Annotated in this window: 23 protein-coding genes, 1 rRNA gene and 1 pseudogene; 11 read left to right on the forward strand and 14 right to left on the reverse strand. The window is 46.7% G+C overall.

Translation table 11 applies throughout. The features are described from left to right. Positions 1-90: 90 nt before the first annotated feature. The 4 genes from yidC to rpmH are packed head-to-tail and all read right to left on the reverse strand — an operon-like array spanning position 91 to position 2,447. Positions 91-1,710, reverse strand: coding sequence for a membrane protein insertase YidC (yidC, locus tag L4D06_RS22140; RefSeq protein ID WP_274166383.1), 1,620 nt, complete (start codon positions 1,708-1,710; stop codon positions 91-93). Between the two features lie 2 nt (positions 1,711-1,712). Further along, the gene (yidD, locus tag L4D06_RS22145; protein ID WP_274166384.1) at positions 1,713-1,973 is read right to left on the reverse strand and encodes a membrane protein insertion efficiency factor YidD; all 261 of its coding nucleotides are present in this window, start codon (positions 1,971-1,973) and stop codon (positions 1,713-1,715) included. Next, entirely contained in the window at positions 1,937-2,296 is a 360-nt protein-coding gene (gene rnpA / locus L4D06_RS22150; RefSeq protein WP_429741405.1) for a ribonuclease P protein component, read from the reverse strand. Before rnpA ends, yidD begins: the two co-directional genes overlap by 37 nt. Before the next feature lie 16 nt (positions 2,297-2,312). After that, a complete protein-coding gene (rpmH, locus tag L4D06_RS22155; RefSeq protein ID WP_002540783.1) occupies positions 2,313-2,447 on the reverse strand; it encodes a 50S ribosomal protein L34 in 135 nt (44 codons plus the stop codon). Positions 2,448-2,991: 544 nt separating this feature from the next. Here rpmH and dnaA point away from each other — a divergent pair. From dnaA to gyrB, 4 genes are read left to right on the forward strand one after another with little or no spacing between them, the layout of a single operon-like run. Next, entirely contained in the window at positions 2,992-4,380 is a 1,389-nt protein-coding gene (gene dnaA / locus L4D06_RS22160) for a chromosomal replication initiator protein DnaA (RefSeq protein WP_274166385.1), read from the forward strand. Position 4,381: 1 nt separating this feature from the next. Continuing rightward, on the forward strand, positions 4,382-5,482 hold the full coding sequence (gene dnaN, locus L4D06_RS22165; RefSeq protein WP_274166386.1) for a DNA polymerase III subunit beta: 1,101 nt from the start codon (positions 4,382-4,384) through the stop codon (positions 5,480-5,482). A gap of 1 nt (position 5,483) precedes the next feature. Then, complete coding sequence (recF, locus tag L4D06_RS22170; RefSeq protein ID WP_429741408.1) at positions 5,484-6,566, forward strand: DNA replication/repair protein RecF; 1,083 nt, start codon at positions 5,484-5,486, stop codon at positions 6,564-6,566. Positions 6,567-6,585: 19 nt separating this feature from the next. Beyond that, positions 6,586-9,003, forward strand: a complete 2,418-nt coding sequence (gyrB, locus tag L4D06_RS22175; RefSeq protein WP_429741410.1) for a DNA topoisomerase (ATP-hydrolyzing) subunit B — start codon at positions 6,586-6,588, stop codon at positions 9,001-9,003. Between the two features lie 131 nt (positions 9,004-9,134). On the opposite strand, the gene L4D06_RS22180 is transcribed toward gyrB, so the two are convergent. The 6 genes and pseudogenes from L4D06_RS22180 to glyQ all read right to left on the reverse strand — a co-directional run bounded on the left by L4D06_RS22180 (position 9,135) and on the right by glyQ (position 14,919). After that, positions 9,135-9,587: an alpha/beta hydrolase gene (locus tag L4D06_RS22180; RefSeq protein ID WP_429741430.1), complete on the reverse strand. Its 453-nt coding sequence runs from the start codon at positions 9,585-9,587 to the stop codon at positions 9,135-9,137. A gap of 29 nt (positions 9,588-9,616) precedes the next feature. Beyond that, positions 9,617-9,820, reverse strand: a pseudogene (locus L4D06_RS22185) (hypothetical protein); the annotation flags it as partial. Continuing rightward, positions 9,817-9,984: a hypothetical protein gene (locus tag L4D06_RS22190; RefSeq protein WP_429741412.1), complete on the reverse strand. Its 168-nt coding sequence runs from the start codon at positions 9,982-9,984 to the stop codon at positions 9,817-9,819. The pseudogene L4D06_RS22185 and the gene L4D06_RS22190, both read right to left, overlap by 4 nt. A gap of 434 nt (positions 9,985-10,418) precedes the next feature. After that, positions 10,419-11,669: a valine--pyruvate transaminase gene (locus L4D06_RS22195; RefSeq protein WP_429741414.1), complete on the reverse strand. Its 1,251-nt coding sequence runs from the start codon at positions 11,667-11,669 to the stop codon at positions 10,419-10,421. A gap of 249 nt (positions 11,670-11,918) precedes the next feature. Next, positions 11,919-14,000 (reverse strand): glycine--tRNA ligase subunit beta, encoded by a 2,082-nt coding sequence (gene glyS / locus L4D06_RS22200; RefSeq protein ID WP_274166390.1) that lies wholly within the window; start codon positions 13,998-14,000, stop codon positions 11,919-11,921. Between the two features lies 1 nt (position 14,001). Continuing rightward, complete coding sequence (glyQ, locus tag L4D06_RS22205; protein ID WP_274166391.1) at positions 14,002-14,919, reverse strand: glycine--tRNA ligase subunit alpha; 918 nt, start codon at positions 14,917-14,919, stop codon at positions 14,002-14,004. Positions 14,920-15,286: 367 nt separating this feature from the next. On the opposite strand from glyQ, the gene L4D06_RS22210 reads away from it, so the two are divergent. Both L4D06_RS22210 and L4D06_RS22215 read left to right on the forward strand, forming a co-directional pair. Then, positions 15,287-15,844, forward strand: coding sequence for a TMEM165/GDT1 family protein (locus L4D06_RS22210; RefSeq protein WP_429741417.1), 558 nt, complete (start codon positions 15,287-15,289; stop codon positions 15,842-15,844). A gap of 99 nt (positions 15,845-15,943) precedes the next feature. Then, on the forward strand, positions 15,944-16,207 hold the full coding sequence (locus L4D06_RS22215) for a hypothetical protein (protein ID WP_274166393.1): 264 nt from the start codon (positions 15,944-15,946) through the stop codon (positions 16,205-16,207). A gap of 49 nt (positions 16,208-16,256) precedes the next feature. Here L4D06_RS22215 and tusA read toward each other — a convergent pair whose 3' ends face one another. Next, positions 16,257-16,505, reverse strand: a complete 249-nt coding sequence (tusA, locus tag L4D06_RS22220) for a sulfurtransferase TusA (RefSeq protein WP_429741419.1) — start codon at positions 16,503-16,505, stop codon at positions 16,257-16,259. Positions 16,506-16,882: 377 nt separating this feature from the next. On the opposite strand from tusA, the gene L4D06_RS22225 reads away from it, so the two are divergent. Beyond that, positions 16,883-17,824, forward strand: a complete 942-nt coding sequence (locus L4D06_RS22225) for a LysR family transcriptional regulator (RefSeq protein WP_429741421.1) — start codon at positions 16,883-16,885, stop codon at positions 17,822-17,824. A 55-nt stretch (positions 17,825-17,879) separates the two neighbouring features. On the opposite strand, the gene acuI is transcribed toward L4D06_RS22225, so the two are convergent. The 3 genes from acuI to fadB all read right to left on the reverse strand — a co-directional run bounded on the left by acuI (position 17,880) and on the right by fadB (position 22,415). Further along, a complete protein-coding gene (gene acuI, locus L4D06_RS22230; RefSeq protein ID WP_429741423.1) occupies positions 17,880-18,860 on the reverse strand; it encodes an acrylyl-CoA reductase (NADPH) in 981 nt (326 codons plus the stop codon). Positions 18,861-19,053: 193 nt separating this feature from the next. Continuing rightward, entirely contained in the window at positions 19,054-20,217 is a 1,164-nt protein-coding gene (fadA, locus tag L4D06_RS22235) for an acetyl-CoA C-acyltransferase FadA (protein ID WP_274166397.1), read from the reverse strand. A 32-nt stretch (positions 20,218-20,249) separates the two neighbouring features. Then, on the reverse strand, positions 20,250-22,415 hold the full coding sequence (gene fadB, locus L4D06_RS22240) for a fatty acid oxidation complex subunit alpha FadB (protein WP_429741426.1): 2,166 nt from the start codon (positions 22,413-22,415) through the stop codon (positions 20,250-20,252). A 260-nt stretch (positions 22,416-22,675) separates the two neighbouring features. On the opposite strand from fadB, the gene L4D06_RS22245 reads away from it, so the two are divergent. The 4 genes from L4D06_RS22245 to L4D06_RS22260 form a co-directional block, all read left to right on the forward strand. Further along, positions 22,676-23,302, forward strand: a complete 627-nt coding sequence (locus tag L4D06_RS22245; RefSeq protein WP_274166399.1) for a YigZ family protein — start codon at positions 22,676-22,678, stop codon at positions 23,300-23,302. Positions 23,303-23,345: 43 nt separating this feature from the next. Beyond that, positions 23,346-24,803: a TrkH family potassium uptake protein gene (locus L4D06_RS22250; protein ID WP_274166400.1), complete on the forward strand. Its 1,458-nt coding sequence runs from the start codon at positions 23,346-23,348 to the stop codon at positions 24,801-24,803. 30 nt (positions 24,804-24,833) lie between these two features. Then, on the forward strand, positions 24,834-25,358 hold the full coding sequence (hemG, locus tag L4D06_RS22255) for a menaquinone-dependent protoporphyrinogen IX dehydrogenase (RefSeq protein ID WP_274166401.1): 525 nt from the start codon (positions 24,834-24,836) through the stop codon (positions 25,356-25,358). 600 nt (positions 25,359-25,958) lie between these two features. Beyond that, a 16S ribosomal RNA gene (locus tag L4D06_RS22260) occupies positions 25,959-26,154 on the forward strand; the annotation flags it as partial.

Raw genomic sequence — 26,154 nt, forward strand, 5'->3', positions numbered from 1 at the left:
GCTTAGTGTATACCAATTATACGAATTGGCAGTGTCGCATGCATAAAGAAGAAAGGCGGCCATTGGCCGCCTTAGTCACTGTTAGAGCGATTACTTGCGGGTATGGAGACCTTTTTTCTCCAATGCGCGGTAAATCAGCGTCTGTTGAATCAGTGTCACGATGTTCGATACCAACCAGTACAGTACCAGACCTGCTGGGAACCATAGGAAGAACACGGTAAACATCACTGGCATGAAGTTCATGATCTTCTGCTGCATTGGATCGGTCACTGTGCTTGGGCTCATCTTCTGGATAAGGAACATAGACGCACCCATCAGAAGTGGCAGCACATAGTATGGATCTGGCGCTGACAAATCTTGAATCCAAAGCATGAACGGCGCATGGCGCAGCTCAACCGATTCCATCAATGCCCAGTAAAGTGCAATGAAAATTGGCATTTGAAGGATAAGAGGAAGACAGCCACCCAGCGGGTTCACTTTCTCTTTCTTATACAGCTCCATCATTTCTTGGCTCATGCGCTGGCGGTCATCACCAATGCGCTCACGCATTTCAGCCAGTTTTGGCTGTAGCATGCGCATTTTCGCCATCGAGGTGTACTGCGCTTTAGTTAGCGGGTACATCACACCACGAACGATGAAGGTTAGGATGATAATTGCTACACCCCAGTTACCAACGAAGCCATGGATGGTAGCGAGTAGCCAGTGCAGTGGGCTTGCAATAAACCATAACCAACCGTAGTCAACGGTCAGATTTAGGTTAGGTGCAGTGGCTTCCATTTGGTCTTGAAGTTTCGGACCTACCCACAAAGTTGCATCCATAGTGGCAGAGGTGCCAGCCGCAACAGTCATGGTCGGGTAACGAACACCAATGAAGCCTTGGCCATTGCTAGTACGCGTGTACAGATTCGCTTCGCCTTCAGCGTGTGGGATCCACGCTGCAACGAAGTAGTGCTGCATCATGGCTGCCCAGCCATCTTTTGCGATAGTCAGGTTAAGGTTCTTATCCTGCATATCATCGAAGCTGTATTTTTTGTATTTGGTGTCATCAGCAGAATAAGCGCCACCTGTGTATGTCGGCATCGTTAGGCTGCCACCGTCATCCATCAGGTTTTGTTTTAGCTGTGCATACATTTGAACCGTGGCAGCTTTTTCGCTTTCGTTGTCGACGGTGTAGTCAACATCAACCGCGTAGTCACCACGTTTTAAGATGAATGTCTTAGTGTAAGTGATGCCATCTTTCACTAGCGTCATCGGTACACGAAGTTCTTCTTGACCGTCAGCCAGAGAAAACTCAGTGCCGTTTACCGAAAACTCTGCACGACCATCAACCGTGTCGACACCATCAGGGCCAATCAAACCACTTTGTGCAACGAAAACATGATTTGGCTGATTTTTCAGTAGAACGAACTTGTTGTCCGAGTCGAATTCCGCGTCGTACTTGTTCAATTCGGCATGAACAACGTCACCGCCTTGTGTATCAACGGTCAGAGTCAGCACGTCACTGTGGATAGTGATCAGCTTATTAGAGACGGAATCCTGCGTCAGAGGCTGAGACGCATCTGATCCGGCAGGTACATCACCACTGTGTTGTGCTTGCTGTGTTACGCCTTGACCCTGTGGTTGAGGGTTGGTTGCTTCATTCCAGTTGAGGTACAACATGAAAGAAACAAACGTAAGGGCAATCAACAGAATATTACGTTGAGAATCCATTGCTAATTGTCTCGATTATTAGGATGACGCGGGGGCACAGGATCGTACCCACCATGATTAAGAGGATGGCATTTTAATAAACGTTTGCTCGCGAACCAACACCCTTTTGCAACACCGTGATGGGTGACCGCTTCTATGGCATATTGGGAGCATGTCGGTGTGAATCGACAGCGAGGCCCTAGCAGAGGGCTAATGAGGAGTTGGTACCCGCGAAATAGCCCAATGACTATTTTTTTCGCGGTGGTTGAGATAAACGTTGCCATAACTTATCGAGCAGCACTCTCAGTTCTTCGTTACTGAGCTCATTTGCACTTTTCTTTGCGATCACAACAAAATCCTTCGCTGGCAGCGAGTGCTGACGCAGACGAAAACTTTCACGAACGAGTCGCTTAAAGCGATTACGGTCGACGGCAAGTTTGATTTGTTTTTTTGGCACAGCCTGACCTAAACGTGGACAGCCAAGAGTGTTTTTGCGGGCAAGTATAGTTAAGTGTGGTGAGCCAGCGCGATGAGGTTGCTGGAAGACAGAGTTGAAATGTTCGGGAGTTAACAGACGTAACTCCCGAGAAAAAGCTAGCTTATTCACAAATAATCACTAGGGATTATTTTGAAAGCTTGCTACGGCCTTTCGCACGGCGAGCGGCGATAACCTTACGACCGTTCTTAGTTGCCATGCGCGCACGGAAACCGTGAGTGCGCTTACGCTTTAGAACTGAAGGTTGAAAAGTGCGTTTCATGGTTTCTACCTTAAAATTACTGATCAGTTTTTAGGTTTGTTAACCCGACGTGGGACAAAGTCCGACGCCTCTCAACAAAGAGGGCGGATTGTAATCACTGACTGACTTATAGTCAATGTTAAAACCACGAATGGTTTTTATACCACCCTCAGGGCGCGCAATTATACGTGGTCAAATGGCAATCGCAAGGATCCTTTACCGATCTATCCACTTTATTCTGTGTGTTAGTTGTGTGGGACATAAGGGTAGCTAGGGTATAACACATGCATAACTTATTTTTTGAGATCAAAATGAGGGGCGATCAAGCCAGTCTACTAAAGGAAGAACGTCCAATAGATAAGGATCGGATCTTCGTTGATTTGCATTTTTTTCGCATGATTCTGTGAGTAAGTAGGGGGAATACTGTGTTGATCGGCCAGTTAAATGTGCGATCTGTGTGTATAACTTCGATCTTATTCACTGCAAAAGAGATCTTCACGCTAGCGATCCTTGTCGTAGAAGTATAAAATTGCTTCCCTTTTCTTTATCAAGTGTGGAGTCAGACGTGTCATCTTCGCTTTGGTTGCAGTGCCTTCAGCGCCTTCAGGAAGATCTTCCTGCAACAGAATTCAGCATGTGGGTTCGACCGCTTCAGGCGGAGTTAAATGACAATACTTTGACTTTGTTCGCGCCTAACCGTTTCGTTTTGGATTGGGTTCGCGATAAATACCTGAATAGTATTAATCAGTTATTGAACGAATTTTGTGGTAATGATTTGCCGATGCTGCGCTTTGAGGTCGGCAGTAAACCTGTTGCTGCTGTCGCACCGCCAAGTCAGCCAGTTGCGCCCGTACCGGCAGCGCCTGTGGCAAGACCTAATGTGGGCCGCACTTGGGAGCCAGCACCATCACCGGTTCAATCTGATGTTAATCACCGATCGAATGTTAACCCTAAACATAAGTTCACTAACTTTGTTGAGGGTAAATCGAACCAATTGGCGCTTGCCGCTGCCCGACAGGTTGCAGATAACCCAGGCGCTGCTTACAACCCGCTATTTCTTTATGGCGGAACGGGTTTAGGTAAAACTCACTTGCTTCATGCCGTGGGTAATGCCATTAGCGATCGTAAAGTCGATGCGCGTGTGGTGTATATGCACTCTGAACGTTTCGTTCAAGACATGGTAAAAGCGCTTCAGAATAACCAGATTGAAGAGTTTAAACGCTACTATAGAAGTGTTGATGCATTGCTGATCGATGATATCCAATTCTTCGCAAATAAAGAGCGTTCCCAAGAAGAGTTTTTTCATACCTTTAATGCGTTGTTGGAAGGTAACCAGCAAATCATTTTGACCTCTGATCGCTATCCAAAAGAGATCAGTGGTGTAGAAGATAGGTTGAAATCTCGCTTTGGCTGGGGCCTAACGGTTGCCATTGAGCCACCAGAGCTTGAAACTCGCGTCGCGATTTTGATGAAAAAGGCGGAAGGACATAATATTCGCCTGCCTGATGAAGTGGCATTTTTCATCGCAAAACGTCTGCGTTCGAATGTACGAGAGCTAGAAGGTGCGCTTAACCGAGTGATAGCAAATGCTAACTTCACTGGCCGAGCGATTACCATTGATTTCGTTCGTGAAGCCCTGCGTGACTTGCTCGCATTGCAAGAAAAACTCGTGACGATCGATAATATTCAGAAGACTGTCGCTGAGTACTATAAAATTAAGATGGCTGACTTGTTGTCGAAACGACGCAGTCGCTCAGTAGCGCGTCCTCGCCAAGTGGCGATGGCCCTGTCAAAAGAGCTCACTAACCACAGTCTTCCAGAAATTGGCGACGCATTTGGTGGTCGAGATCATACTACGGTACTTCATGCGTGCCGAAAGATTGAACAGCTGCGCGAAGAAAGCCACGATATAAAAGAAGATTATTCCAACTTGATCCGGACTCTGTCGTCTTAATATGAAATTTACTCTTACACGTGACCTATTTTTAAAGCCCCTGCAACAGGTATCTGGTGCGCTAGGGGGACGACCAACGTTACCGATTCTCGGTAATATTCTTTTGAAGGTTCAGTCTGGTCAGCTTTCGATGACTTGTACCGATCTTGAAGTTGAGTTGATTGCATCGATAGCATTAGATGGCGAGTCGGAAGATGGCGCTGTCACTGTACCATCACGCAAATTCCTCGATATTTGTCGTGGTTTGCCTGATAGCGCGCCGATCAACTTCGCTGCAGAAGGCGATCGTGCGGTAATTCGATCCGGGCGTAGTCGATTTACGTTATCGACTTTGCCTGCTGATGATTTCCCAAACATTGAAGATTGGCAGAGCACTGTCGAATTCACCTTGGCTCAAGGTAATTTGCGCGCTTTGATTGAGAGCACTGCGTTCTCAATGGCAAACCAAGATGTGCGTTATTTCCTGAATGGCATGCTGTTAGAAACAGACGGTACAACGCTTCGTAGTGTTGCAACCGACGGACACCGTATGGCGGTGGGTACCACTGCGCTAGAAACGAGTTTAGACAACCAGCAGGTGATTGTTCCGCGTAAAGGCGTCACCGAACTGATGCGCTTGCTCGATCAACCTGATGCACCGGTCACCATTCAAATTGGTAGTGCCAATATTCGCGCTCAAGTTAACCAGTTTATATTCACGTCTAAATTGGTTGATGGCCGATTCCCCGATTATCGCCGTGTGATGCCTCAATCGACGAACAAAACGATGGAAGCGGGCTGCGATGAATTACGCCAAGCCTTATCACGTGCAGCAATCTTATCTAACGAGAAGTTTCGCGGCGTGCGCCTGAACGTGAGCAACGGTCAGTTGCGTATTTCAGCGCATAACCCTGAGCAGGAAGAAGCGGAAGAGTTTGTTGATGTTGACTACCAAGGCGACGATCTCGAGATTGGTTTTAACGTTAGCTATGTGCTAGACGTGCTCAATACCTTGAAGTGTGACCAAGTCCGTTTTTCAATGTCGGATGGTACCGCAAGTACGCTCGTTGAAGACTGTAACAGTGACGATGCCATGTATGTGGTGATGCCGATCCGTCTTTAATATGGCGCTTACCAGATTATCTATTCATGATCTGAGAAATATCGAAGCCTGTGACCTTAACCCGTCATCAGGCTTCAATTTTCTTGTCGGGGCTAATGGTAGCGGTAAAACCAGCGTTCTAGAGGCGGTATACTATCTAGGCCATGGGCGTTCGTTTCGAAGCCAGTTAACTGGGCGAGTGATTCGATACCAACAAGACCGGTTGGTCGTTCATGGACGTGTAAGTACACCTGATTCAGACAGAGTTTTGCCTATTGGCCTTCAGAAAAATCGCGACGGCTCAGCTGATGTGAAAATTGGCGAAGAGAAAGGGCAAAAGCTCGTGCAATTGGCGGAAGTCTTGCCGATGCAACTTATCACCCCCGAGGGGTTTGAGTTGCTGACAGGGGGGCCAAAGTTTCGTCGTGCTTTTATCGACTGGGGAGTGTTTCATGTGGAACCTCAGTTTTACCCTATTTGGTCTCGTGTTAAGCGACTTACCAAGCAGCGAAATGCGTTGTTGAAGACAGCCAGAAGTTATCGAGAATTAAGCTATTGGGATGCTGAATTAGCCCCGTTAGCGAATCAAATTGATACGTGGCGACGTGAATATATAGCCAAGCTGGCAGCACGTGCATCAGCCTTGTGTCAGGCATTTTTGCCCGAGTATGAAATAAAACTCAGCTACACACGCGGCTGGGAAAAAGAGACAGATTACGCTGAGTTGCTGAAGGATAACTTCCTTCGAGATCAGCAACTCGGTTATACCGTCAGTGGCCCACACAAATCGGATTTACGCTTGCGTATTAACAATACGCCGGTTGAAGACGTTTTGTCTCGAGGCCAACTCAAACTGATGGTTTGTGCACTGCGTTTAGCGCAGGGCCAACAGCTTACTGAAGATAAAGGTAAGCAATGCATCTATCTGATAGATGATTTTGCGTCTGAGCTGGATAGTCAGCGTCGGGCGCTCTTGGCTGAGCAGTTAAAAGCCACCGGTGCGCAAGTATTTGTAAGTGCCATTAGTGCCGATCAGGTCGCTGAAATGTCCGACGAAAATAGTAAGATGTTTCATGTGGAACACGGTAAAATAGCCGCAGAATAAATTAAGCGAGAGTAACTCAATGTCCAACAATTACGATTCATCGAGTATCAAGGTACTCAAGGGTCTGGATGCAGTACGAAAGCGTCCGGGGATGTACATCGGTGATACTGACGACGGTACCGGTTTGCACCACATGGTCTTTGAGGTCGTCGATAACTCTATCGATGAAGCTCTTGCTGGTCATTGTAATGATATCGTGGTGACTATCCACGAAGACGGTTCCGTTTCAGTAAAAGATGATGGTCGTGGTATTCCTGTAGATATCCACGAAGAAGAGGGCGTGTCAGCGGCTGAAGTTATCATGACGGTACTTCACGCAGGCGGTAAGTTTGATGATAACTCGTACAAAGTATCGGGTGGTCTTCATGGTGTAGGTGTATCGGTTGTTAACGCCTTGTCTGAGAAGCTTGAGCTGACTATTTGGCGTCATGGTCAAATCCACCAGCAAGTGTATGTTCATGGTGTTCCTCAAGCGCCACTCGCCCCGATTGGCGATACAGACGAAACGGGAACTCGCATCCGTTTCTGGCCATCTGGCGAAACCTTCACTGATCTTCTTTTCCATTACGAGATTCTTGCTAAACGTCTTCGTGAATTGTCATTCCTGAATTCTGGCGTGTCTATTCGTCTTTCTGACGAGCGCGAAGAAGACAAACATGACCACTTCACTTATGAAGGTGGTATTCGTGCGTTTGTTGAGCACTTGAACCGTAACAAAACTCCAATTCACCCGTCTGTGTTCCATTTCGAACATGAGCGTGAAGATGGCGTGACGGTTGAAGTGTCAATGCAGTGGAACGATGGTTTCCAAGAGAATATCTACTGTTTTACCAACAATATTCCACAGCGTGATGGTGGTACACACCTCGCTGGTTTCCGTGCAGCGCTGACGCGTACGCTCAATAGCTACATGGAAAAAGAAGGCTATTCGAAGAAAGCCAACGCAGCTACATCCGGTGATGATGCTCGTGAAGGTCTGACGGCTGTTGTTTCGGTAAAAGTGCCGGATCCAAAGTTCTCAAGCCAAACAAAAGACAAACTGGTTTCTTCAGAAGTGAAGTCAGCGGTTGAGTCTGCAATGAACGAAAAATTGAGTGAGTTCCTGATTGAGAGCCCTCAAGACGCTAAGATCGTTTGTACCAAGATCATTGATGCAGCACGCGCGCGTGAAGCTGCACGTAAAGCACGTGAAATGACACGCCGTAAAGGTGCATTAGATTTAGGTGGCCTGCCAGGTAAGCTTGCAGATTGCCAAGAGAAAGACCCAGCATTGTCTGAACTATACATAGTGGAAGGGGACTCTGCTGGCGGTTCAGCCAAGCAGGGTCGTAACCGTAAGAACCAAGCGATTCTTCCACTTAAAGGTAAAATCCTTAACGTAGAAAAAGCGCGTTTCGACAAGATGCTGTCTTCACAAGAAGTGACCACGCTGATCACGGCGATGGGTTGTGGTATCGGTCGTGATGAGTACAACCCAGACAAGCTACGTTACCACAGCATCATTATCATGACCGATGCTGACGTCGATGGTTCGCACATCCGTACACTACTGTTGACCTTCTTCTATCGTCAAATGCCTGAACTGATCGAGCGCGGTTATATCTACATCGCTCAGCCACCACTTTACAAAGTGAAGAAGGGCAAACAAGAGCAATACATCAAAGACGATGAAGCGATGGAGCAATACCAAGTTGCCCTTGCACTTGAAAATGCATCATTGTTTGTTAACCAAGATGCTCCTGCACTTAGCGGTATGGCACTTGAAGATCTCATCAAGCAGTACAATGGTGTGATGAAGTTGATTTCACGTATGGAGCGTCGTTACCCGTCTGCTCTATTGAATGAGTTAGTCTACCAACCACGTCTTGCTGTTGATGCACTTCAGAACGAATCAAACGTTCAGGCGTGGATTGATAATATCGTTGCGGTTCTTAATAAGAACTCGTCGGGTGAAAGCCAATATAGTTCAGTCATTAAGTTTGATGAAGAACATAACGCTTATCAGCCAGAACTTATTGTGCGCACTCACGGTGTCGACCATGAATACCTTATCAGCTACGATCTGTTGAACTCGAAAGAGTACGGGCGTATCGCAGACCTTTCTGAAGCACTTGATGGTCTGCTTGATGATACGGCGTACATTCAACGTGGTGAGCGCAAGCAGCCAGTGAAGAGCTTCGCTGATGCATTGGCATGGCTGATTAAAGAATCGAACCGAGGTCTTTCTCGTCAACGCTATAAAGGTCTAGGTGAGATGAACCCTGATCAGCTTTGGGAAACGACGATGGATCCTGAATCACGTCGCATGTTGCGCGTTACTGTTCAAGATGCGGTTGCAGCTGATGAATTGTTTACGACCTTGATGGGCGATCATGTTGAACCACGTCGTGCGTTCATCGAAGATAACGCACTAAAAGTAGCAAACTTGGACGTCTAGTTCTTCATTTACAGCGTTCGCTGCTTGAAAATTGTGTATCAAACGCCGCATTAGCGGCGTTTTTTTTACGTAGCGTCACCTATGTCTTTAACTTATTGATATATAAAGCTAAAGAGCTTAAAAAATGCACGTTAAAGCTTAACGTGTATTGGTAGAGTAGGATCATTGCATGTATCGATGTTTTGGTCTTTATCTTTGGATGAATGTACCAGGACGTGATTCATGCCTTCACAAATTGTTAGCTGCACATGATTTTTCCCCAAAACCTCTTCAAATCCCATCCCATTGGTTAGTCCAACCTGAAGATCGTTATTACCTTGTATGACATGTATGGGTCTGTTCAACGTTGATGCTATTGTCAGCGGGTCGATAAAAAAGCATGACTTGATATAAGGAATAGCGGAACGTCGGAATACGACGTCTAAATGTTCATCGCCATATTGAATATCCTTACCCTGGTTTATGGACTCAAGGATAGCTTTAACTTGTTTGGTATATTGTGGTGCGCGTAATTGATATTGCCTGATGAGGTTTTCAGCAAAAGAAGGGCAGGCGTTGCGATCAGTAGTAACGAATTTATACATGTCGTTTGCGCTACGAGTAAAGCAATGAGCCCACCTTCACTATGCCCGATAAGATTAAATATCCTAAAGCCGTTTACATCTGAAAGTGTTTGAATGATGGTATGTACATCTTTCATATACACATCAATGGTGAGATCAGACTCTGATAGCGATGGGATATATGATCTACCAACCCCTCGTTTATCGAAAAGAAAACTGACGTATTGGTGGCTTAGAAGGCTGGTGGATATCATTTATAACTTTTGATTTCGCAAAGCCTTTTGATTGCCGTTTCTATCTGTAGGGCCAGATCCCCGATTATTATTGAAACATCACTGTTGTTGAATTGTTCGTCAGCGACAAGAGTTCCTGATATCAATCCACCCTCTACTTCAATGTCGATCTCTAATTCACCCATTGCTAACCGCCCTGATACGAAGACACAGAAATGTTTCACGTGGAACTCGTGATCATGGGTCTCGCTTTGTCTCACTATTAATTAAACCGAGGCTCATGGCCTCATTTTTTCAAATTTCATTCTCATCGAGATAGCGCGTTTAATGTTCACGAAGCTATGGCTCTACAAATGTCCAGTGACCGCGCTGAAAGTCTAATGAGGTATGGATATTCGCTGTTCGAGTCCGCCAACGTCTACTTGTCACTCTATCTTAGTGTTGCTCAGGGAAGTGAGCGTAGCTAGATGAACTGAGAACAATGTCGAATAGATGTCAGTAGAAATATTGCGATTGATAATAGCGAGATCGGAGGGGGATGCTTGAAATATGAAGCCAGTTAGTGAATAACTGGCTCTCAAATAGTTAGGATTTTTCGCTCACTGTTTCACGTGAAACATTACCCTTCAAGATAGGCTTTTTGAACTTCTTCGGCGAGAATCTCGATGCCTTTTTGGATCTTCTCATCATCCTGAACATAGTTCATTCGTAAGCATTGACGTGTATGTTCCCACCCACTGTCTGAGCCAATAAAGAAGTATTCACCTGGAACAATGAGTAAGCCTCTTGCTTTCAAACGCTGGTAAAGTTCTTTTGTTGTGATTGGCAGTTCATCAAACCAAAGCCACAGAAAAATAGCGCCTTCAGGTTTATGAATTTTGAAACGAGGATCCGCAATTGCATTCTGAAGAAGCTCTACACTTCGCTGTGCCTTGGCTTGGTAAAACGGCTTTATAACAGATTCGCTTAGATGAATCAGGTCGCCGCTTTTCAGCATTTCAGTGGCTAGTGCAGGGCCAACGCCACAGGGAGATAAACTCACGATCCCGTTGATATTCGTCAGGGCTGTGATCGTTTCTTCTGCGGCGACAATGATGCCACATCGAACACCTGGTAAACCTAACTTTGAAAGGCTAGAGCAGAGAATCGTGTTTTCATTCCAAAAGGGTTTTACGTCTTCAAAAATGATATTAGGGAATGGCACGCCGTAAGCGTTGTCGATGATGAGTGGAATATTATGTTTTCGAGCCAGAACATCAAGCTGAGCGATCTCATCATCTGTTAGGACATTACCGGTAGGGTTTGTTGGTCTGGAAGCACAGATGGCACTGACTGACTCATCAATCTCAAGGGATGAAAAGTCCACATGATATTTAAACTGGCGATTATCTAAATACTCGATGGTGGGTTTAAAGCTAGTAAACATGTCATGAGACAAACCTGAGTCTGCATATCCAATATATTCCGGTGTTAATGGCAAAAGAATCTTCTTAAAACTTCCATCGTTGTAATGACCGGCAAAGAGATTAAACAAGTAAAAGAAGGCACATTGGCTGCCGTTTGTCAGCATGATGTTTTTACTTGTTATTGGCCATCCGTAGGTGTCACTCAGCATTGTGGCTAGTGATTCTATAAATGCAGTTTTACCTTGTGGACCGTCATAGTTTGATAGCGCTGCAACGAGTGTTCCATCGTCTAGCATTTGTTGGCTAAGCGCAGCAAAGTGATGGGTCATTTCAGGGATGGCTGCTGGGTTGCCACCACCCAGCATGATGGCATCTGGATTTCTTAAGCCATCATTTAGATCATCCATCAATTGTGTAATGCCAGAGTGTTGAGAAAACTTGGTTCCAAATTTTGAAAACTGCATACGTGCGAAACCTTAGTCCTTTATTTATGGTCTGTTGCGATCCGTCAAACATACCGCAATCGCTGTTCAAAATGAACGCAGATTTAACGCTTTTTCTGAGAAGCTTAGAATTTGGATTATATCGATAGTTTACCGTTCCTAACAAATTAGAAAGGCACGCAGAGAATGATGTTTCACGTGGAACATTTCCTTGGGAAGCAGATATAAAAAAGCCCCGCAATGATGCGAGGCTTCTGATCGTTGACGCGCTTACTTCTGGAGCAGAGAAATATCTGCAACGTTCATAAACTGACTACGAAGGGTGTTTAACAATGCTAGGCGGTTTGCCTTAAGCGCTTCATCTTCTGCCATGACCATAACGTTATCGAAGAAGCTGTCTACAGGCTCGCGAAGGTCTGCAAGTTGCGTCAGTGCGGTTTGGTAATCACCTGCCGCAAATAACGGAGCAAGACTATCAACCAAAGACGTAACTTTATCTGCCAGTGCTTTTTCTGCATCTTCAACGAGAAGAGTTGTATCAATAACTGCTGGTAGTTGGCCTTCGAACTTGGCCAGAATATTACCCACACGCTTGTTTGCCGCTGCCAGTGATTCTGCAGCATCAAGAGAGCGGAAATGAGTCACAGCTTTAACGCGTTGGTCAAAGTCTGCTGGCTGAGTAGGGCGACGAGCAAGAACTGCTTGAATCACGTCTACACTGTGGCCTTCGTCTTGATACCAAGCGCGGAAACGACCCAACATGAATTCGATAACGTCGTTCTCTACGTTATCGTTAGTTAGGCGGCTTGTTCCATCTTCTTGCGCGAATAACGATTTGGCTTTGGCAACAAGGTCGACCAGATCCAAGTCATAACCGTATTCAACGATGATACGCAGCACACCTAATGATGCTCGACGAAGCGCGAACGGATCAGAGCCTTTTGGAGCTTGGCCAATACCGAAGATACCCACGATAGTATCTAGCTTATCTGCCATCGACAGCGCTGAAGAAACGCCATTGCTAGGCAAATCATCACCAGCGAAACGTGGCATGTACTGCTCGTTAAGCGCAACAGCCACTTCTTCTGCTTCGCCGTCGTGACGCGCATAGTGCATGCCCATCACGCCTTGCGTCTCAGTGAATTCAAAGACCATTGAGGTCATTAGATCACACTTAGCAAGAAGACCTGCGCGTTTTGCTTTTTCAACATCAGTACCAATCTTGCCAGCAATGTAACCAGCAAGCTCCGTAATGCGGTCGGTCTTGTCTTTGATTGTGCCTAGTTGCTTTTGGAAGATTGCGGTTTCCAATTGCGGTAAACGGTCAATCAAAGGACGCTTACGGTCGGTATTGAAGAAGAACTCCGCATCCGCTAGGCGAGGGCGAACAACTTTCTCGTTACCTTCGATAACGTGGCGTGGCTCTTTTGATTCGATATTAGAGACGAAGATGAAGTTCGGCAGAAGCTGCTTGTCTTCACTGTAAACAGGGAAGTACTTCTGGTCACCTTTCATGGTGTAAACCAAGGCTTCAGCAGGGACTTTCAAAAACTCTTCTTCAAAAGTTGCCGTCAATACGACAGGCCACTCAACCAAAGAGGTGACTTCTTCAACCAAGTCATCTTCTAGATCAGCGATACCGCCAACCAGCTCTGCGGCTTTTTGAGCATCAGCGACAATGATAGCTTTACGCTTTTCGTAATCCGCCATCACTTTACCGCGTTCTTCCAGAATTGCTGGGTACTGATCGGCATTGTCGATGGTGAATTCGGCTTCGCCCATGAAGCGATGACCACGGATGGTGCGGCCAGATGCCACGCCCATGATGCTGCCTTCGATCAACGCGTCATCAAGCAAAATCGTTAACGTTTTCACTGGACGGATGAATTGGGTATCTTTGTCTCCCCAACGCATTGGCTTCGCGATTGGCAAGTTAGCAAGTGCCTTGTCTGCGAGTGCGACAACGATAGACTTAGTGTCTTGGCCTTTCACGTCTTGTTTAAACAGCAGCCACTCGCCTTTGTCTGTTTTCAGACGTTCAGCTTGGTCGACGGTAATGCCACATCCGCGAGCCCAACCTTGCGCAGCTTTGGTTGCATTGCCTTCTGCATCGAATGCAGCAGAAACAGCAGGACCGCGTTTTTCAACTTGTTTATCAGCTTGCTGCTCTGCGAGTGCAGACACTTTCAATGCCAAACGACGAGGAGAGGCATACCACTTAATACCTTCATGCATTAGCTCAGCGTCTTTAAGCTCTTGCTCAAAGTTCGCTGCAAAGGCTTCAGCTAAGGTACGAAGCTGTGTTGGTGGTAACTCTTCAGTACCAAGTTCAATCAGGAAATTCTTCGCCATTTTACTTCTCCTCATCCTTTTTACACATTGGGAAACCAAGGGCTTCACGCGAGGCGTAATACGCTTCAGCAACAGACTTAGTCAGGTTGCGAATACGTAGGATGTAGCGCTGACGTTCAGTCACCGAAATGGCTTTACGTGCGTCTAGAAGGTTAAAGGCGTGACCTGCTTTAAGAATGCGCTCATAGGCAGGAAGCGGTAGTGGCTTCTCAAGCTCAAGCAGTTTTTTACACTCTTTTTCGCACTGGTCGAAGTAAGTGAACAGGAAGTCTACATCTGCGTGTTCGAAGTTGTAGGTCGACTGTTCTACTTCATTTTGGTGGAAGATGTCGCCATAGGTCACTTTACCGAATGGGCCATCAGTCCAAATCAAGTCATAGACGGAGTCTACGTCTTGAATATACATGGCTAGGCGTTCAATACCGTAAGTGATTTCACCTGTCACAGGCTTACACTCAAGGCCACCTACTTGTTGGAAGTAAGTGAACTGAGTCACTTCCATACCGTTCAACCAGACTTCCCAACCAAGACCCCAAGCACCCAATGTCGGGTTTTCCCAGTTGTCTTCTACGAAGCGAATGTCATGAACTTCAGGATCGATGCCTAGTACGCGCAGCGAACCTAAGTACAGTTCCTGAATGTTGTCAGGAGACGGCTTCATAATGGTTTGGAACTGATAATAATGCTGAAGACGGTTAGGGTTTTCACCGTAACGGCCATCAGTCGGGCGACGTGAAGGTTGAACATAGGCTGCTGCGATTGGCTCGGGGCCGATTGCACGCAGACAAGTCATTGGGTGAGAGGTGCCAGCACCTACCTCCATGTCGAGCGGTTGTACAATAGTACAACCTTGTTGGGCCCAGTAATCCTGCAGCGCGAGGATCATGCCCTGAAAAGTTTTAACGTCGAATTTATGCATCGTCAGGTTCGCGCAGTTAATAAATGAATGGAAAATAACACGCAATTATAACGCGCTAGTCGTGGGATAAGTAGCGCTGATGGCGGTTTTTTGTCCGTCTAGCGCGATAGGAGTGACAGAACTCGACGCGTTGAAATTGAGGTGATTGAAATTGTCTCACTTTTGAGGATAAAATGCGCCCGCTCTTGGGGAGTAGTCTCTCGCGCTAGCGAGGTCATTATCAACATAGTTGAAGCCACAATGCTTCATGGTAATGACGACATACGGCAACGTAGGTTTGACGAGACCAATGACATATCACACGAACTTGGCGGGGCGTGAGATTTGTCATTGTTATCGATTATAAACCTCGCCTCGGAAGACAATAATGAGCGTTCTAGCCATCTCTATCACCACTGTCGCACTGGCGGAAATTGGTGATAAAACTCAACTGTTATCTCTGCTACTTGCGAGTCGCTATCGCAAACCTTTACCCATCATCTTGGCCATTTTCTTTGCGACATTACTCAACCATTCATTAGCGGCCTGGTTAGGCGTGGTTGTGGCTGACTATCTGACTCCTGACGTACTGCGTTGGGTATTGATTGCGAGCTTTGCCGTTATGGCATTGTGGATATTAGTGCCCGATAAGCTTGATGATGATGAAAGTGTTTCAAGTCGCGGACCATTTATCGCCAGCTTTATCGCATTCTTTATCGCTGAAATAGGGGACAAAACACAGGTTGCCACGACGGTGTTGGGGGCCCAGTACAGTGAAGCGCTCCTGATGGTTATCATAGGTACCACTGTGGGTATGCTGTTGGCGAATGTCCCCGTGGTTTTGCTTGGAAAAAAAGCCGCCAATGCGCTGCCGTTGAACATCGTACGGTATGTGACTGCTGCTCTATTTGCGTTCTTAGCGATTGCTACTTTTGTGACCCGTTAAATTGTCATGACACTGCCTGATTGTGTGACACTTTACGCACCTCAGTCGCATGGTTCATGATAATTTGAAGGTAGTTTGATCGTGATGAAGGAGCGTGTTATGGACAGGTTTCTCGCAATCAGTCCTAAGAGCCAATGGTGGTTATTTCATACAGCACTTGCTTTAAATGTTCTAGGCATGCTGTTAACCGATATGTGGCTTCCCATGGTTGTTGGTGCAATAGTGACCACTTACTTATCTGTTGATTCAACGGTACGGATTCGTTACATACTGCCCATGAAAAAATCGGTGCAGGAACTTGAGCGGGAAAATGCATCGTTGAGGCGGCGGTTGAATGAGATAGAGCAAGTGTCGTCTTACTAATTACCAGACGCTAAAAAGCAGCCTCGGCTGCTTTTTTTATGCGGAAATATTACGCCAGGCCTTTTCGGATCAAATAGCGATAAGGCGCCGAATCCAACTCTTGAGCGATCAGAGTGTGATCCATAAAACGGCAGAAACTCGGAATATCTCGTGTCGTCGATGGGTCATCAGCCGTTACGAGCAAAGTCTCGCCTTCTGACATGTTGCGGATTGTTTTTCTCACCATCATCACTGGCTCAGGACAGCGCAGACCTTTAGCGTCTAAAAGGTGATCCGGATTTCCAAATTCTGAGTTCATATTCATCTATCACATAAAAAATATAACCCTGATCATATTTATGAAGACAAAATAATCACAAGGGCTTGGATTTGTAAATTAATTGTGTAGTTTATTTAACATGTTGTTAACCGCAGTGTTTGGTCAAACTAAACAAAGTGACACAGCACGCTAACTCACTCATCGACTACACTCACACCCAGTTTTCTTGGGCTTCCCCGCTTTATGCGGGATTTTTTTTGCCTGTTATTTGGTGAGATAAAAAGCGAGAAGCGCAAACAAACAGAACGCCATGTTGTGCTTTTGTTAACTTTGATTGCGGGCGAATTACAATGACAATTGCCGCTTCGAATCTAACGTCAGTATACTAGCCGAACTTACCATTTGTTAGGCCAATTATGGAACTCGAAGACATCTATCGCCGCGATCTAAATCTATTGATTGCCTTGCGCGTATTGCTGGAAGAGGGAAGTGTCAGTAAGGCAGCTATTCGCCTTAATTTGAGTCAATCTGCCATGAGTCGTGTTCTTGGTCGATTGCGAATCTTAACCGACGACCCTTTGTTTACTCGTCATGGTCAGCAGTTAATTCCTACTCAGAAAGCGCTCGAGCTCAATCAATCACTGACGGCGCCATTAGATGCTCTAAGAACGGTATTATCTCCTGAAGAGTTTGACCCCGCGAAATGTACCCAAAAGTTTAAAATCGCCACAACGGATTATGCGATGCAAACAATTCTGCCGTTTGCATTACCTCGTATCTATGAAGAAGCACCTGGTTTATCGCTTGAGTTTGCTCCGATTCAACATGATCAATTAATGCGTCAGTTAACGAGTGAGGGTTGCGATCTCGCGATTTGTCGTCCAACAGGGCAAGTCGATCCGTTGCAGTCTGATATCTTGGGTTTAGTGAGTGTGCTGTGTTTGGTGGGGAAAAATCACCCCTTGGCAGAAAAAGAGATCTCGCTGGATGACTATTTGACTTATCCCCATGCAGTGATTGCGATCAGTGATGGAGTGAAAGCGCTAATTGATGGAGCGTTACGCGGCTACCCTGCACCTAAACTTGCTCTTCGTGCCTATCATCTTGAGGCAGCGATTGCGATGTTAGACAGTTTACCTCTGATTATCACTGTACCTGCCGACCTCGCTTATCTGGTGGGCGAGAAATATGACCTAGTTAGCAAGCCGTTACCATTCGCATTTAAGCCATTTGATTATTCGCTGATTTGGCACCCGAGAACCGATCATTCCGCGGCTCAGATTTGGCTTCGAAATTTGATCAAGGAGGAGTGTGGCAAACTTATCTCTAGTCGAATTCAGGATATGGGTTTGGTCTAAAAGAATAATAAAAAACGGAGCACGAGGCTCCGTTTTTACGAACTGGCTGGATATATTAAAGCTTGATCAGCACACGGCCTTTAATTTGACCGTTAGTGATAGCTTCTGCAGCTTCCGCGACCTGTTCTAAACTGATTTCAGAACAACCATGTTCGAAGTAGCTTGCAGGTAGGAGTTCAGAGATGCGTTTCCACGCTTGTTGACGACGCTCAAACGGTGCGTAAACGGAATCGACACCAAGTAGCTTCACGCCACGAAGAATGAAAGGCATGACAGTGGTAGGTAAGTCGAAACCTCCGGCGAGTCCACAAGCTGCCACTGCACCATCGTAATCGGTTTGTGCCAATACGCGTGCGAGCATTTTGCTACCAACAGTATCTACAGCGCCTGCCCAAAGTTGTTTCTCAAGTGGACGTCCTGCGTCATCAAACTCACTACGCTCAACGATGCGTGATGCGCCCAGTGCTTTTAGCCATTCACCGTTTTCGCTAGCGCGACCGGTAACGGCAACTACTTGGTAACCCAACTTCGCTAACAGCGTCACAGCTACTGAACCAACACCGCCACTTGCGCCAGTGACAAGGACTTCACCTTTCTCTGGTGTAATGCCTGCGTCTTGAAGTGCTTGCACACAAAGCATTGCAGTTAGGCCTGCGGTGCCGATTTTCATTGCTTGGTCGCCAGACAGAGATTCTGGCAGTGGGACGAGCCAATCAGCTTTTAGACGTGCTTTTTGTGCCATACCACCCCAATGACCTTCACCCACGCCCCAACCAGTCAGTACGACTTTCTGACCTGTGGTGTAACGTGAATCTGTTGATTCAACGACGGTGCCTGCAAGGTCGATACCCGGTACCATTGGGAAACCACGAACGATGCGGCCTTTGCCGGTAATAGCGAGGCCATCTTTGTAATTCAATGATGAGTAATCAACGTCGATCAATACATCACCTTCTGGTAACTGGCTGATTTCCAATTCTTGGATACTTGAGGTGGTGACTTTGTCTGCTTGATCGAGTACGAGAGCTTTGAACATGGCGTGTCCTCCGGAAAGGGGAAGAGAAATAGATGTTTATCAATATGCGTACAGTGTAGAACTAAACAGGATATGAAAATAATGAAACTAACTCATTTTATCTATGTGTTTTTCGCATAAATTATTGCTGGTGTTTAACATAGAAAAAGCCGAGCAATGAGCCCGGCTTAATGAGGTTGGGTTTACTGGGGAATTAGACGCGTTCGAAGACCGTCGCAATACCTTGTCCCAAACCGATGCACATGGTCGCTAGGCCCAGTTCGACATCATTGTGTTCCATCAGATTGATAAGCGTAGTCGATATACGCGAACCTGAGCAGCCAAGCGGATGACCTAACGCGATTGCGCCGCCATTTAGGTTCACTTTCTCGTCGACTTTGTCCAGTAAACCGAGGTCTTTGGCACACGGTAATGATTGCGCGGCAAAAGCTTCATTAAGCTCAACCATACCAATGTCGTCAATTGTGACACCTGCGCGTTTCAGTGCCTTATGACTTGCTGGTACCGGTCCATATCCCATGATTGATGGATCACAGCCTGCTACTGCCATTGAGCGGATGCGTGCTCGAATCGGTAAACCTAAGGCTTTGGCTTTGTCTTCGCTCATCACAAGCATGGCTGATGCGCCATCTGATAAGGCCGAAGAGGTACCTGCAGTGACAGTACCATTGGCAGGGTCAAACACGGGGCGTAAACCTGACAAGGTTTCAACCGTGGTTTCCGGACGAATCACTTCGTCATTCTCCACAAGTATCAATCCACCTTTTCCATCATGACCTTCGGTTGGCATGATTTCGTTTTTGAATCGACCTTCTAGTGTGGCGGCATAAGCGCGTCTGTGAGAACGCGCCGCAAACTCGTCTTGCTGTTCTCGGCTAATCCCGTGGATACGACCAAGCATTTCCGCGGTTAACCCCATCATACCTGCCGCTTTTGCGACGGATTTTGACATGCCAGGGTGGAAATCGACGCCATGGGTCATGGGTACATGGCCCATGTGTTCTACGCCACCAATCAAGCAAACATCTGCGTCACCAACTTTGATGGCGCGTGCGGCATCATGCAATGCCTGCATCGATGAACCACACAAGCGATTCACCGTTGTAGCAGCGACTGAATGTGGAATGCCAGCCAGTAGGGCGGCGTTACGGGCAATATTAAAACCTTGCTCGAGCGTTTGCTGTACACAACCCCAATAGATGTCTTCAATATCTGAAGGATCGAGTTGCGGATTTCGCACGAGCAGTGAGCGCATCAAGTGCGCCGATAAATCTTCGGCCCGAACATTGCGGAATGCGCCGCCTTTGGAGCGGCCCATTGGGGTTCGAATACAATCGACAATCACAACGTTTTTCATGGTATTTCCCTCTTAATCTATATCCGTGTTGGTTAGGCTGACTGTCGTTGGGCATCGAAATACCCTTCGCCTTTCGTTGCTTTTTCTCGAAGACCTTGCGGAACTTCATAGGCAGGGCCAAGGTTGGCCAGCTTGTCTGCTATCGCAACGTAGTTTTGTAGCCCAATGGTATCTAGGTAGCGGAATACGCCACCACGGAATGGAGGGAAGCCAAGGCCATATACCAGCGCCATGTCTGCTTCTTGAGGTGTGGCGATGATGCCTTCTTCTAAACAGCGAACCACTTCATTAATCATCGGTACCATCATGCGATTAATGATTTCGTCATCGCTGAAGCTTGTTTCGCTGCCAACCACAGAAGAGAGTAGCGGCGCGACATCGGCATCGACGTCTTTTTTCGGTTTACCTTTTCGGTCAATCGAGTATTTGTAGAAACCTACACCATTTTTCTGGCCGTAACGATTTTGCTCGAACATGACATCGACGCCATCGCGATAGTCTTTTGCCATACGAGTAGGGAAACCTTCGGCCATGACAGCTTGTGCGTGATGAGCCGTATCAATGCCGACAACATCAAGCAGGTAAGCTGGGCCCATCGGCCAGCCGAATTTCTTCTCCATCACTTTATCTATCTTGGTGAAGTCAGCGCCATCACGAAGTAATAAGCTAAAGCCAGCAAAGTACGGGAACAAAACGCGATTGACGAAAAAGCCTGGGCAGTCATTAACGACCACAGGGCTTTTGCCCATTTTTGCTGCGTAAGCAACGACGCGAGAGATGGTTTCATCGGAGGTATCTTTACCGCGAATGACTTCAACCAATGGCATGCGATGTACTGGGTTGAAGAAGTGCATGCCACAGAAGTTCTCTGGACGCTTGAGTGATTTGGCGAGCAAATCAATAGGGATTGTAGAGGTGTTTGATGTGAGAACCGCATCTTCACTGATCAAGCCTTCCACTTCACTTAATACCGCCGCTTTAATTTTCGGATTTTCAACTACGGCTTCTACGATGATGTCTGCTTGCTCTATACCGGCGTAATGTAAGCTAGGCGTAATAGAGGCAAGCACTTCAGCCATCTTGGCGCCTTTGATGCGCCCGCGATCAAGTTGTTTGTTGAGTAGTTTTGACGCTTCTTTCATGCCCATTTCTAATGACGCTTGGCTGATGTCTTTCATCAAAACTGGCACGCCACGGCTTGCGGACTGGTACGCAATGCCACCGCCCATGATGCCTGCACCTAGTACTGCAGCATGTTGTGTATCTTTTCCTTCTTTAGCCGCTTTCTTGGCTTTGGATTTAAGAAACTGATCATTAAGAAAGAGGCCAACCAATGCTTGGGTAACGGGGCCTTTTACGAGTTTGACGAAGTGCTTACTTTCAATCAGCAGTGCTTCATCGCGGCTTGAGCGAGACGCTTCTTCGATAGCAATAACCGCTGCCATTGGCGCAGGGTAATGTCGACCTGCCACTTGTGCCACCATGCCTTTGGCCATGGTGAAACTCATGGTTGCTTCCATTTTGTTGAGTTGAAGCGGTGCTTTTTTCTGTGAGCGGCGCTGTTCCCAATTAAGCTTGCCATCAATGGCTTGTTGGGCAAGAGCGAGGGCGGCATCACGCAGATCATCTGGCGCAGTAACGGCATCAACCAGCCCTAACTTTAGCGCGGCATCTGCTTTGCTTTCTTTGCCTGCTGTAATGAGCTCCATAGCGGTATCTGCGCCAATAAGGCGTGGCATACGAACGGTGCCACCAAATCCAGGAATAATACCCAGCTTGGTTTCAGGTAAGCCTATACGTGCGGTGCTATCAGCAATTCTAAAGTCAGTGGAGAGGATGCATTCACACCCGCCACCAAGGGCAAAGCCAGAGATGACCGAAATAGTTGGAAATGGAAGGTCTTCGATGCGAGAGAAAACGGCATTAGCATCGGCAATCCATTGTGCGAGCTCTTCTTCTGGGCTCGAAAACATATCCAGAAATTCGGTGATATCGGCACCGACAACGAAAGCTGACTTCGCTGATGTGAGCAGCAGTGCGCGAATATCGGTCTTTGATTCGAGTGCATCGAGTGCTTCAGCCAAGCTTTTAAGCGTTGCACGATCGAATTTATTGACGGAACCTGGTGCGTCGAGATTAAGTTCCGCGAGGCCATCTTCCAGATAGCGTACGGACAGAGTGTCACCTTGGTAAATCATGTTCTATCTCCGTATTGCCAGCTCTGCGTCTGGTATTTGGTTTACCGTTAAGTAGGGTTTCGATCTGGTAAGACCAGCTCTCACTAGTCTGAGCCGCACCAACCGAAAAGGCAAACAAAATGTTAAACGATTGTTTGAATTCTGTGTTTGATCTACTTCTCATCTAGCGTGAGAGGGTATGCTGTCGGACAAAAGCAGTTCGCCATATGGAGCATTTACTGTGCTAATATCCTGCGCCTTTTCAATCATAGGTCTTTGAAATGAATATCGCCCCTTATCTGATCCCTGTCACAGCGGTGGTGTCAGAAGAGGAAATTAAAAAAAGTCGCTTTATCACTTATCTTGCGCACACGTCAGGGATAGAAAGTGCAAAATCCTTTGTTGCTGAGATAAAAGCGAAGCATCACGATGCTCGTCATAACTGTTGGGCTTTTGTGGCAGGTCGCCCTGATGATTCAATGAGCTGGGGTTTTAGTGATGATGGCGAGCCTTCAGGCACGGCAGGGAAACCTATATTGGCTCAGCTCACAGGTTCAGGCGTCGGAGAGATAACGGCAGTCGTTACACGCTACTATGGAGGTATCCGGCTCGGAACCGGAGGGTTAGTAAAAGCGTATGGCGGCGGAGTTCAGCAAGCGCTGACAAAACTGACAACAATTGAAAAGGCAATTACGGTCCAGTTCACATTAAGCTGTGAATACCCTCACATTGCCTTGATAGAATCTATATTGGCATCCCATAACGCGGTTCAGGTTAATGCTGAATTCAGCCATAATGTGTTGATGACAGTGGAAGTGGATGCACGGAGTGCCGATCAGATGGCGAGTGAAATTGTAAACCGTACTCGCGGTCAGGTAAGAGTGGCCGGGCTAAATGATAACTTATGATTCAGGTTTTCACCTGAAGACAAGGATTGAGCCCTCTTAGGCTATGCAGTTTCGTTCAATTATCCGTATCGTCGGGCTTCTCCTGGCACTATTTAGTATCACCATGCTGGCACCAGCAGTGGTGGCGTTCATTTATCGTGATGGTGAAGGTTTTCCTTTCGTTCTCACTTTCTTCCTTTTGCTTGCTGGTGGCGGCTCGCTATGGTTTCCGAACCGGCAGTATCGGCATGAGCTGAAAGCACGAGATGGTTTCTTGATCGTTGTTTTGTTTTGGACAGTTATCGGAAGCGCGGGCTCAATACCCTTTATGCTCTCTGAGCAGCCCAATATGTCAGTGACAGATGCCTTTTTTGAATCCTTTTCAGGTCTGACTACTACCGGGGCAACAGTCATTGTTGGACTAGATGACTTACCGAAAGCAGTTCTATTTTACCGTCAACTTTTACAGTGGTTCGGCGGCATGGGGATCATTGTTTTGGCTGTCGCCATTCTACCCGTATTGGGTATCGGTGGTATGCAGCTCTACCGTGCTGAAATTCCAGGGCCAGTAAAAGATAGCAAGATGACGCCGCGAATTGCGGAAACGGCCAAAGCGCTTTGGTATATCTACCTCGCTTTGACGGTGTCGTGCGCGGCTGCCTATTGGGTGGCCGGAATGTCGGTTTTTGACGCGATAAGCCACAGTTTCTCAACGGTTGCAATTGGCGGGTTTTCAACTCATGACGCCAGCATTGGCCATTTCAACAGTTCGGCGATTAACTTCATCACCGTATTTTTCCTCTTTATATCTGCGTGTAATTTCTCGTTGCACTTTGCGGCGTTTGCCAGTGGGAAGCTCCACCCAGGCTTCTACTTTAAAGATCCAGAATTTCGTGCCTTTATCGTTATTCAAATTATTCTTCTGGCGATCGTATTTGGCATGCTGTTAGACCATGGTACATATGATTCAGAATTTGAGGCTTTCAACCAAGCGCTCTTCCAAACCGTGTCTATATCGACGACAGCAGGTTACACCACAACGAGTTTCTCTGAATGGCCGTTGTTTTTACCAGTTTTACTTCTTTTCTCTTCCTTTATAGGGGGGTGCGCGGGATCGACGGGTGGTGGTATGAAGGTGATTCGCATCTTACTGTTGTCACTTCAAGGTTCTCGTGAATTAAAACGTCTTGTGCACCCGCGTGCGGTATACACCATCAAAGTGGGTAATAAAGCGCTACCACAGCAGGTTGTTGATGCGGTCTGGGGCTTCTTTTCAGCATATGCGCTGGTGTTTGTCCTTTGTATGCTTGCTCTTATAGCAACTGGGATGGATGAGTTGAGTGCGTTTTCTGCAGTAGCGGCGACCTTAAATAACTTGGGGCCCGGCCTTGGCGAAGTTGCCGTTCACTTTGGTGATGTAAATAGCAGTGCTAAATGGGTGCTGATTCTTTCCATGCTATTTGGTCGACTAGAAGTCTTCACGTTACTTGTCCTCTTTACTCCCACATTTTGGCGAAGCTAACGCTACTGTTAGCACGCAATAGGTATGACTATGAAAAAGGCCCTTCTTCTTTACTCTAGCCGTGAAGGACAGACTGTAAAAATTCTACGCTTTATCGAAAAAGAATTGGCAGCTACATATCAGTGTGAGCTGGTGGATTTGCATGAGAAGCCTGAGGTCGACTTTACGCAGTATGACAAAGTCATGATTGGTGCATCTATTCGCTATGGACACCTTAATAAAAAGCTATACCAATTCATTGAAAAGAACCTTTCTAAACTCAACTCTGGGAAAGTTGCCTTTTTCTGTGTAAACCTCACTGCACGTAAACCTGGGAAAGATACGCCCGAGGGTAGCGTTTATGTCCAGAAGTTTCTGAAATTGTCTCCTTGGCAGCCAGAACTTATTGATGTGTTTGCTGGTGCATTGTATTACCCCCGTTATCGGTTCTTTGATCGCATCATGATTCAATTCATTATGAAGATGACTGGCGGGGAAACGGACGCAAGTAAAGAGGTGGAATACACTAACTGGGAGCGTGTTAAGGGCTTTTCAAAGCAATTTTGTGCATTTTAATAGCGTTTAGGGTGAAATTTGTTCGAACGGTTCGTTTTTGTCAGAAAACTTCAATATAGCCCTTGCCAAGATCTCAAAGCTCTCTATAATGCCGCCTCACTGACACGGAGAGCGGCACATGATTCAAGTGCTACCATCCACTCAGTACGGCGAAAACGGCTTCAAAATTGATTGAAAATAAACGCTTGACGTTAACGGCTCAATCAGTAGAATGCCCGCCTGCTTCAACGGAAAAGCCCAGTGCTTCTCGCGGTTGAAGGGAGTCAACAAGACGTTTTGAAGGTTGCGAAAGCAACGTTGAAAAATCTCAAAATTTCTTCTTGACTTCATCGCCTGGCAGCGTAGAATTCGCAGCCCTGACGATGAGAAGACGACTCGAAAAGAGCTGCTTCTACAGTCAACGTTCTTTAACAATTTGACCTATACAATCTGTGTGGGCACTCGTACTTGATAGACATAAGATTTATCAATGAACTGAGTGACCCAAGATGGTTGAACTCTTCGGAGTAATGCTATCAACACAGTCAATGCAGCTTTGCCTACGGGCAAAAAAGTAATTCAGTATTCATTGAGCGTCACTTTCGAGTGACAACAAAATTCTAATTGAAGAGTTTGATCATGGCTCAGATTGAACGCTGGCGGCAGGCCTAACACATGCAAGTCGAGCGGTAACATTTCAAAAGCTTGCTTTTGAAGATGACGAGCGGCGGACGGGTGAGTAATGGCTGGGAACCTGCCCTGACGTGGGGGATAACAGTTGGAAACGACTGCTAATACCGCATGATGTCTACGGACC

The sequence above is a fragment of the Enterovibrio makurazakiensis genome, from assembly GCF_050336585.1.
In the GTDB taxonomy this organism is placed as follows: Bacteria; Pseudomonadota; Gammaproteobacteria; order Enterobacterales; family Vibrionaceae; genus Enterovibrio; species Enterovibrio gelatinilyticus.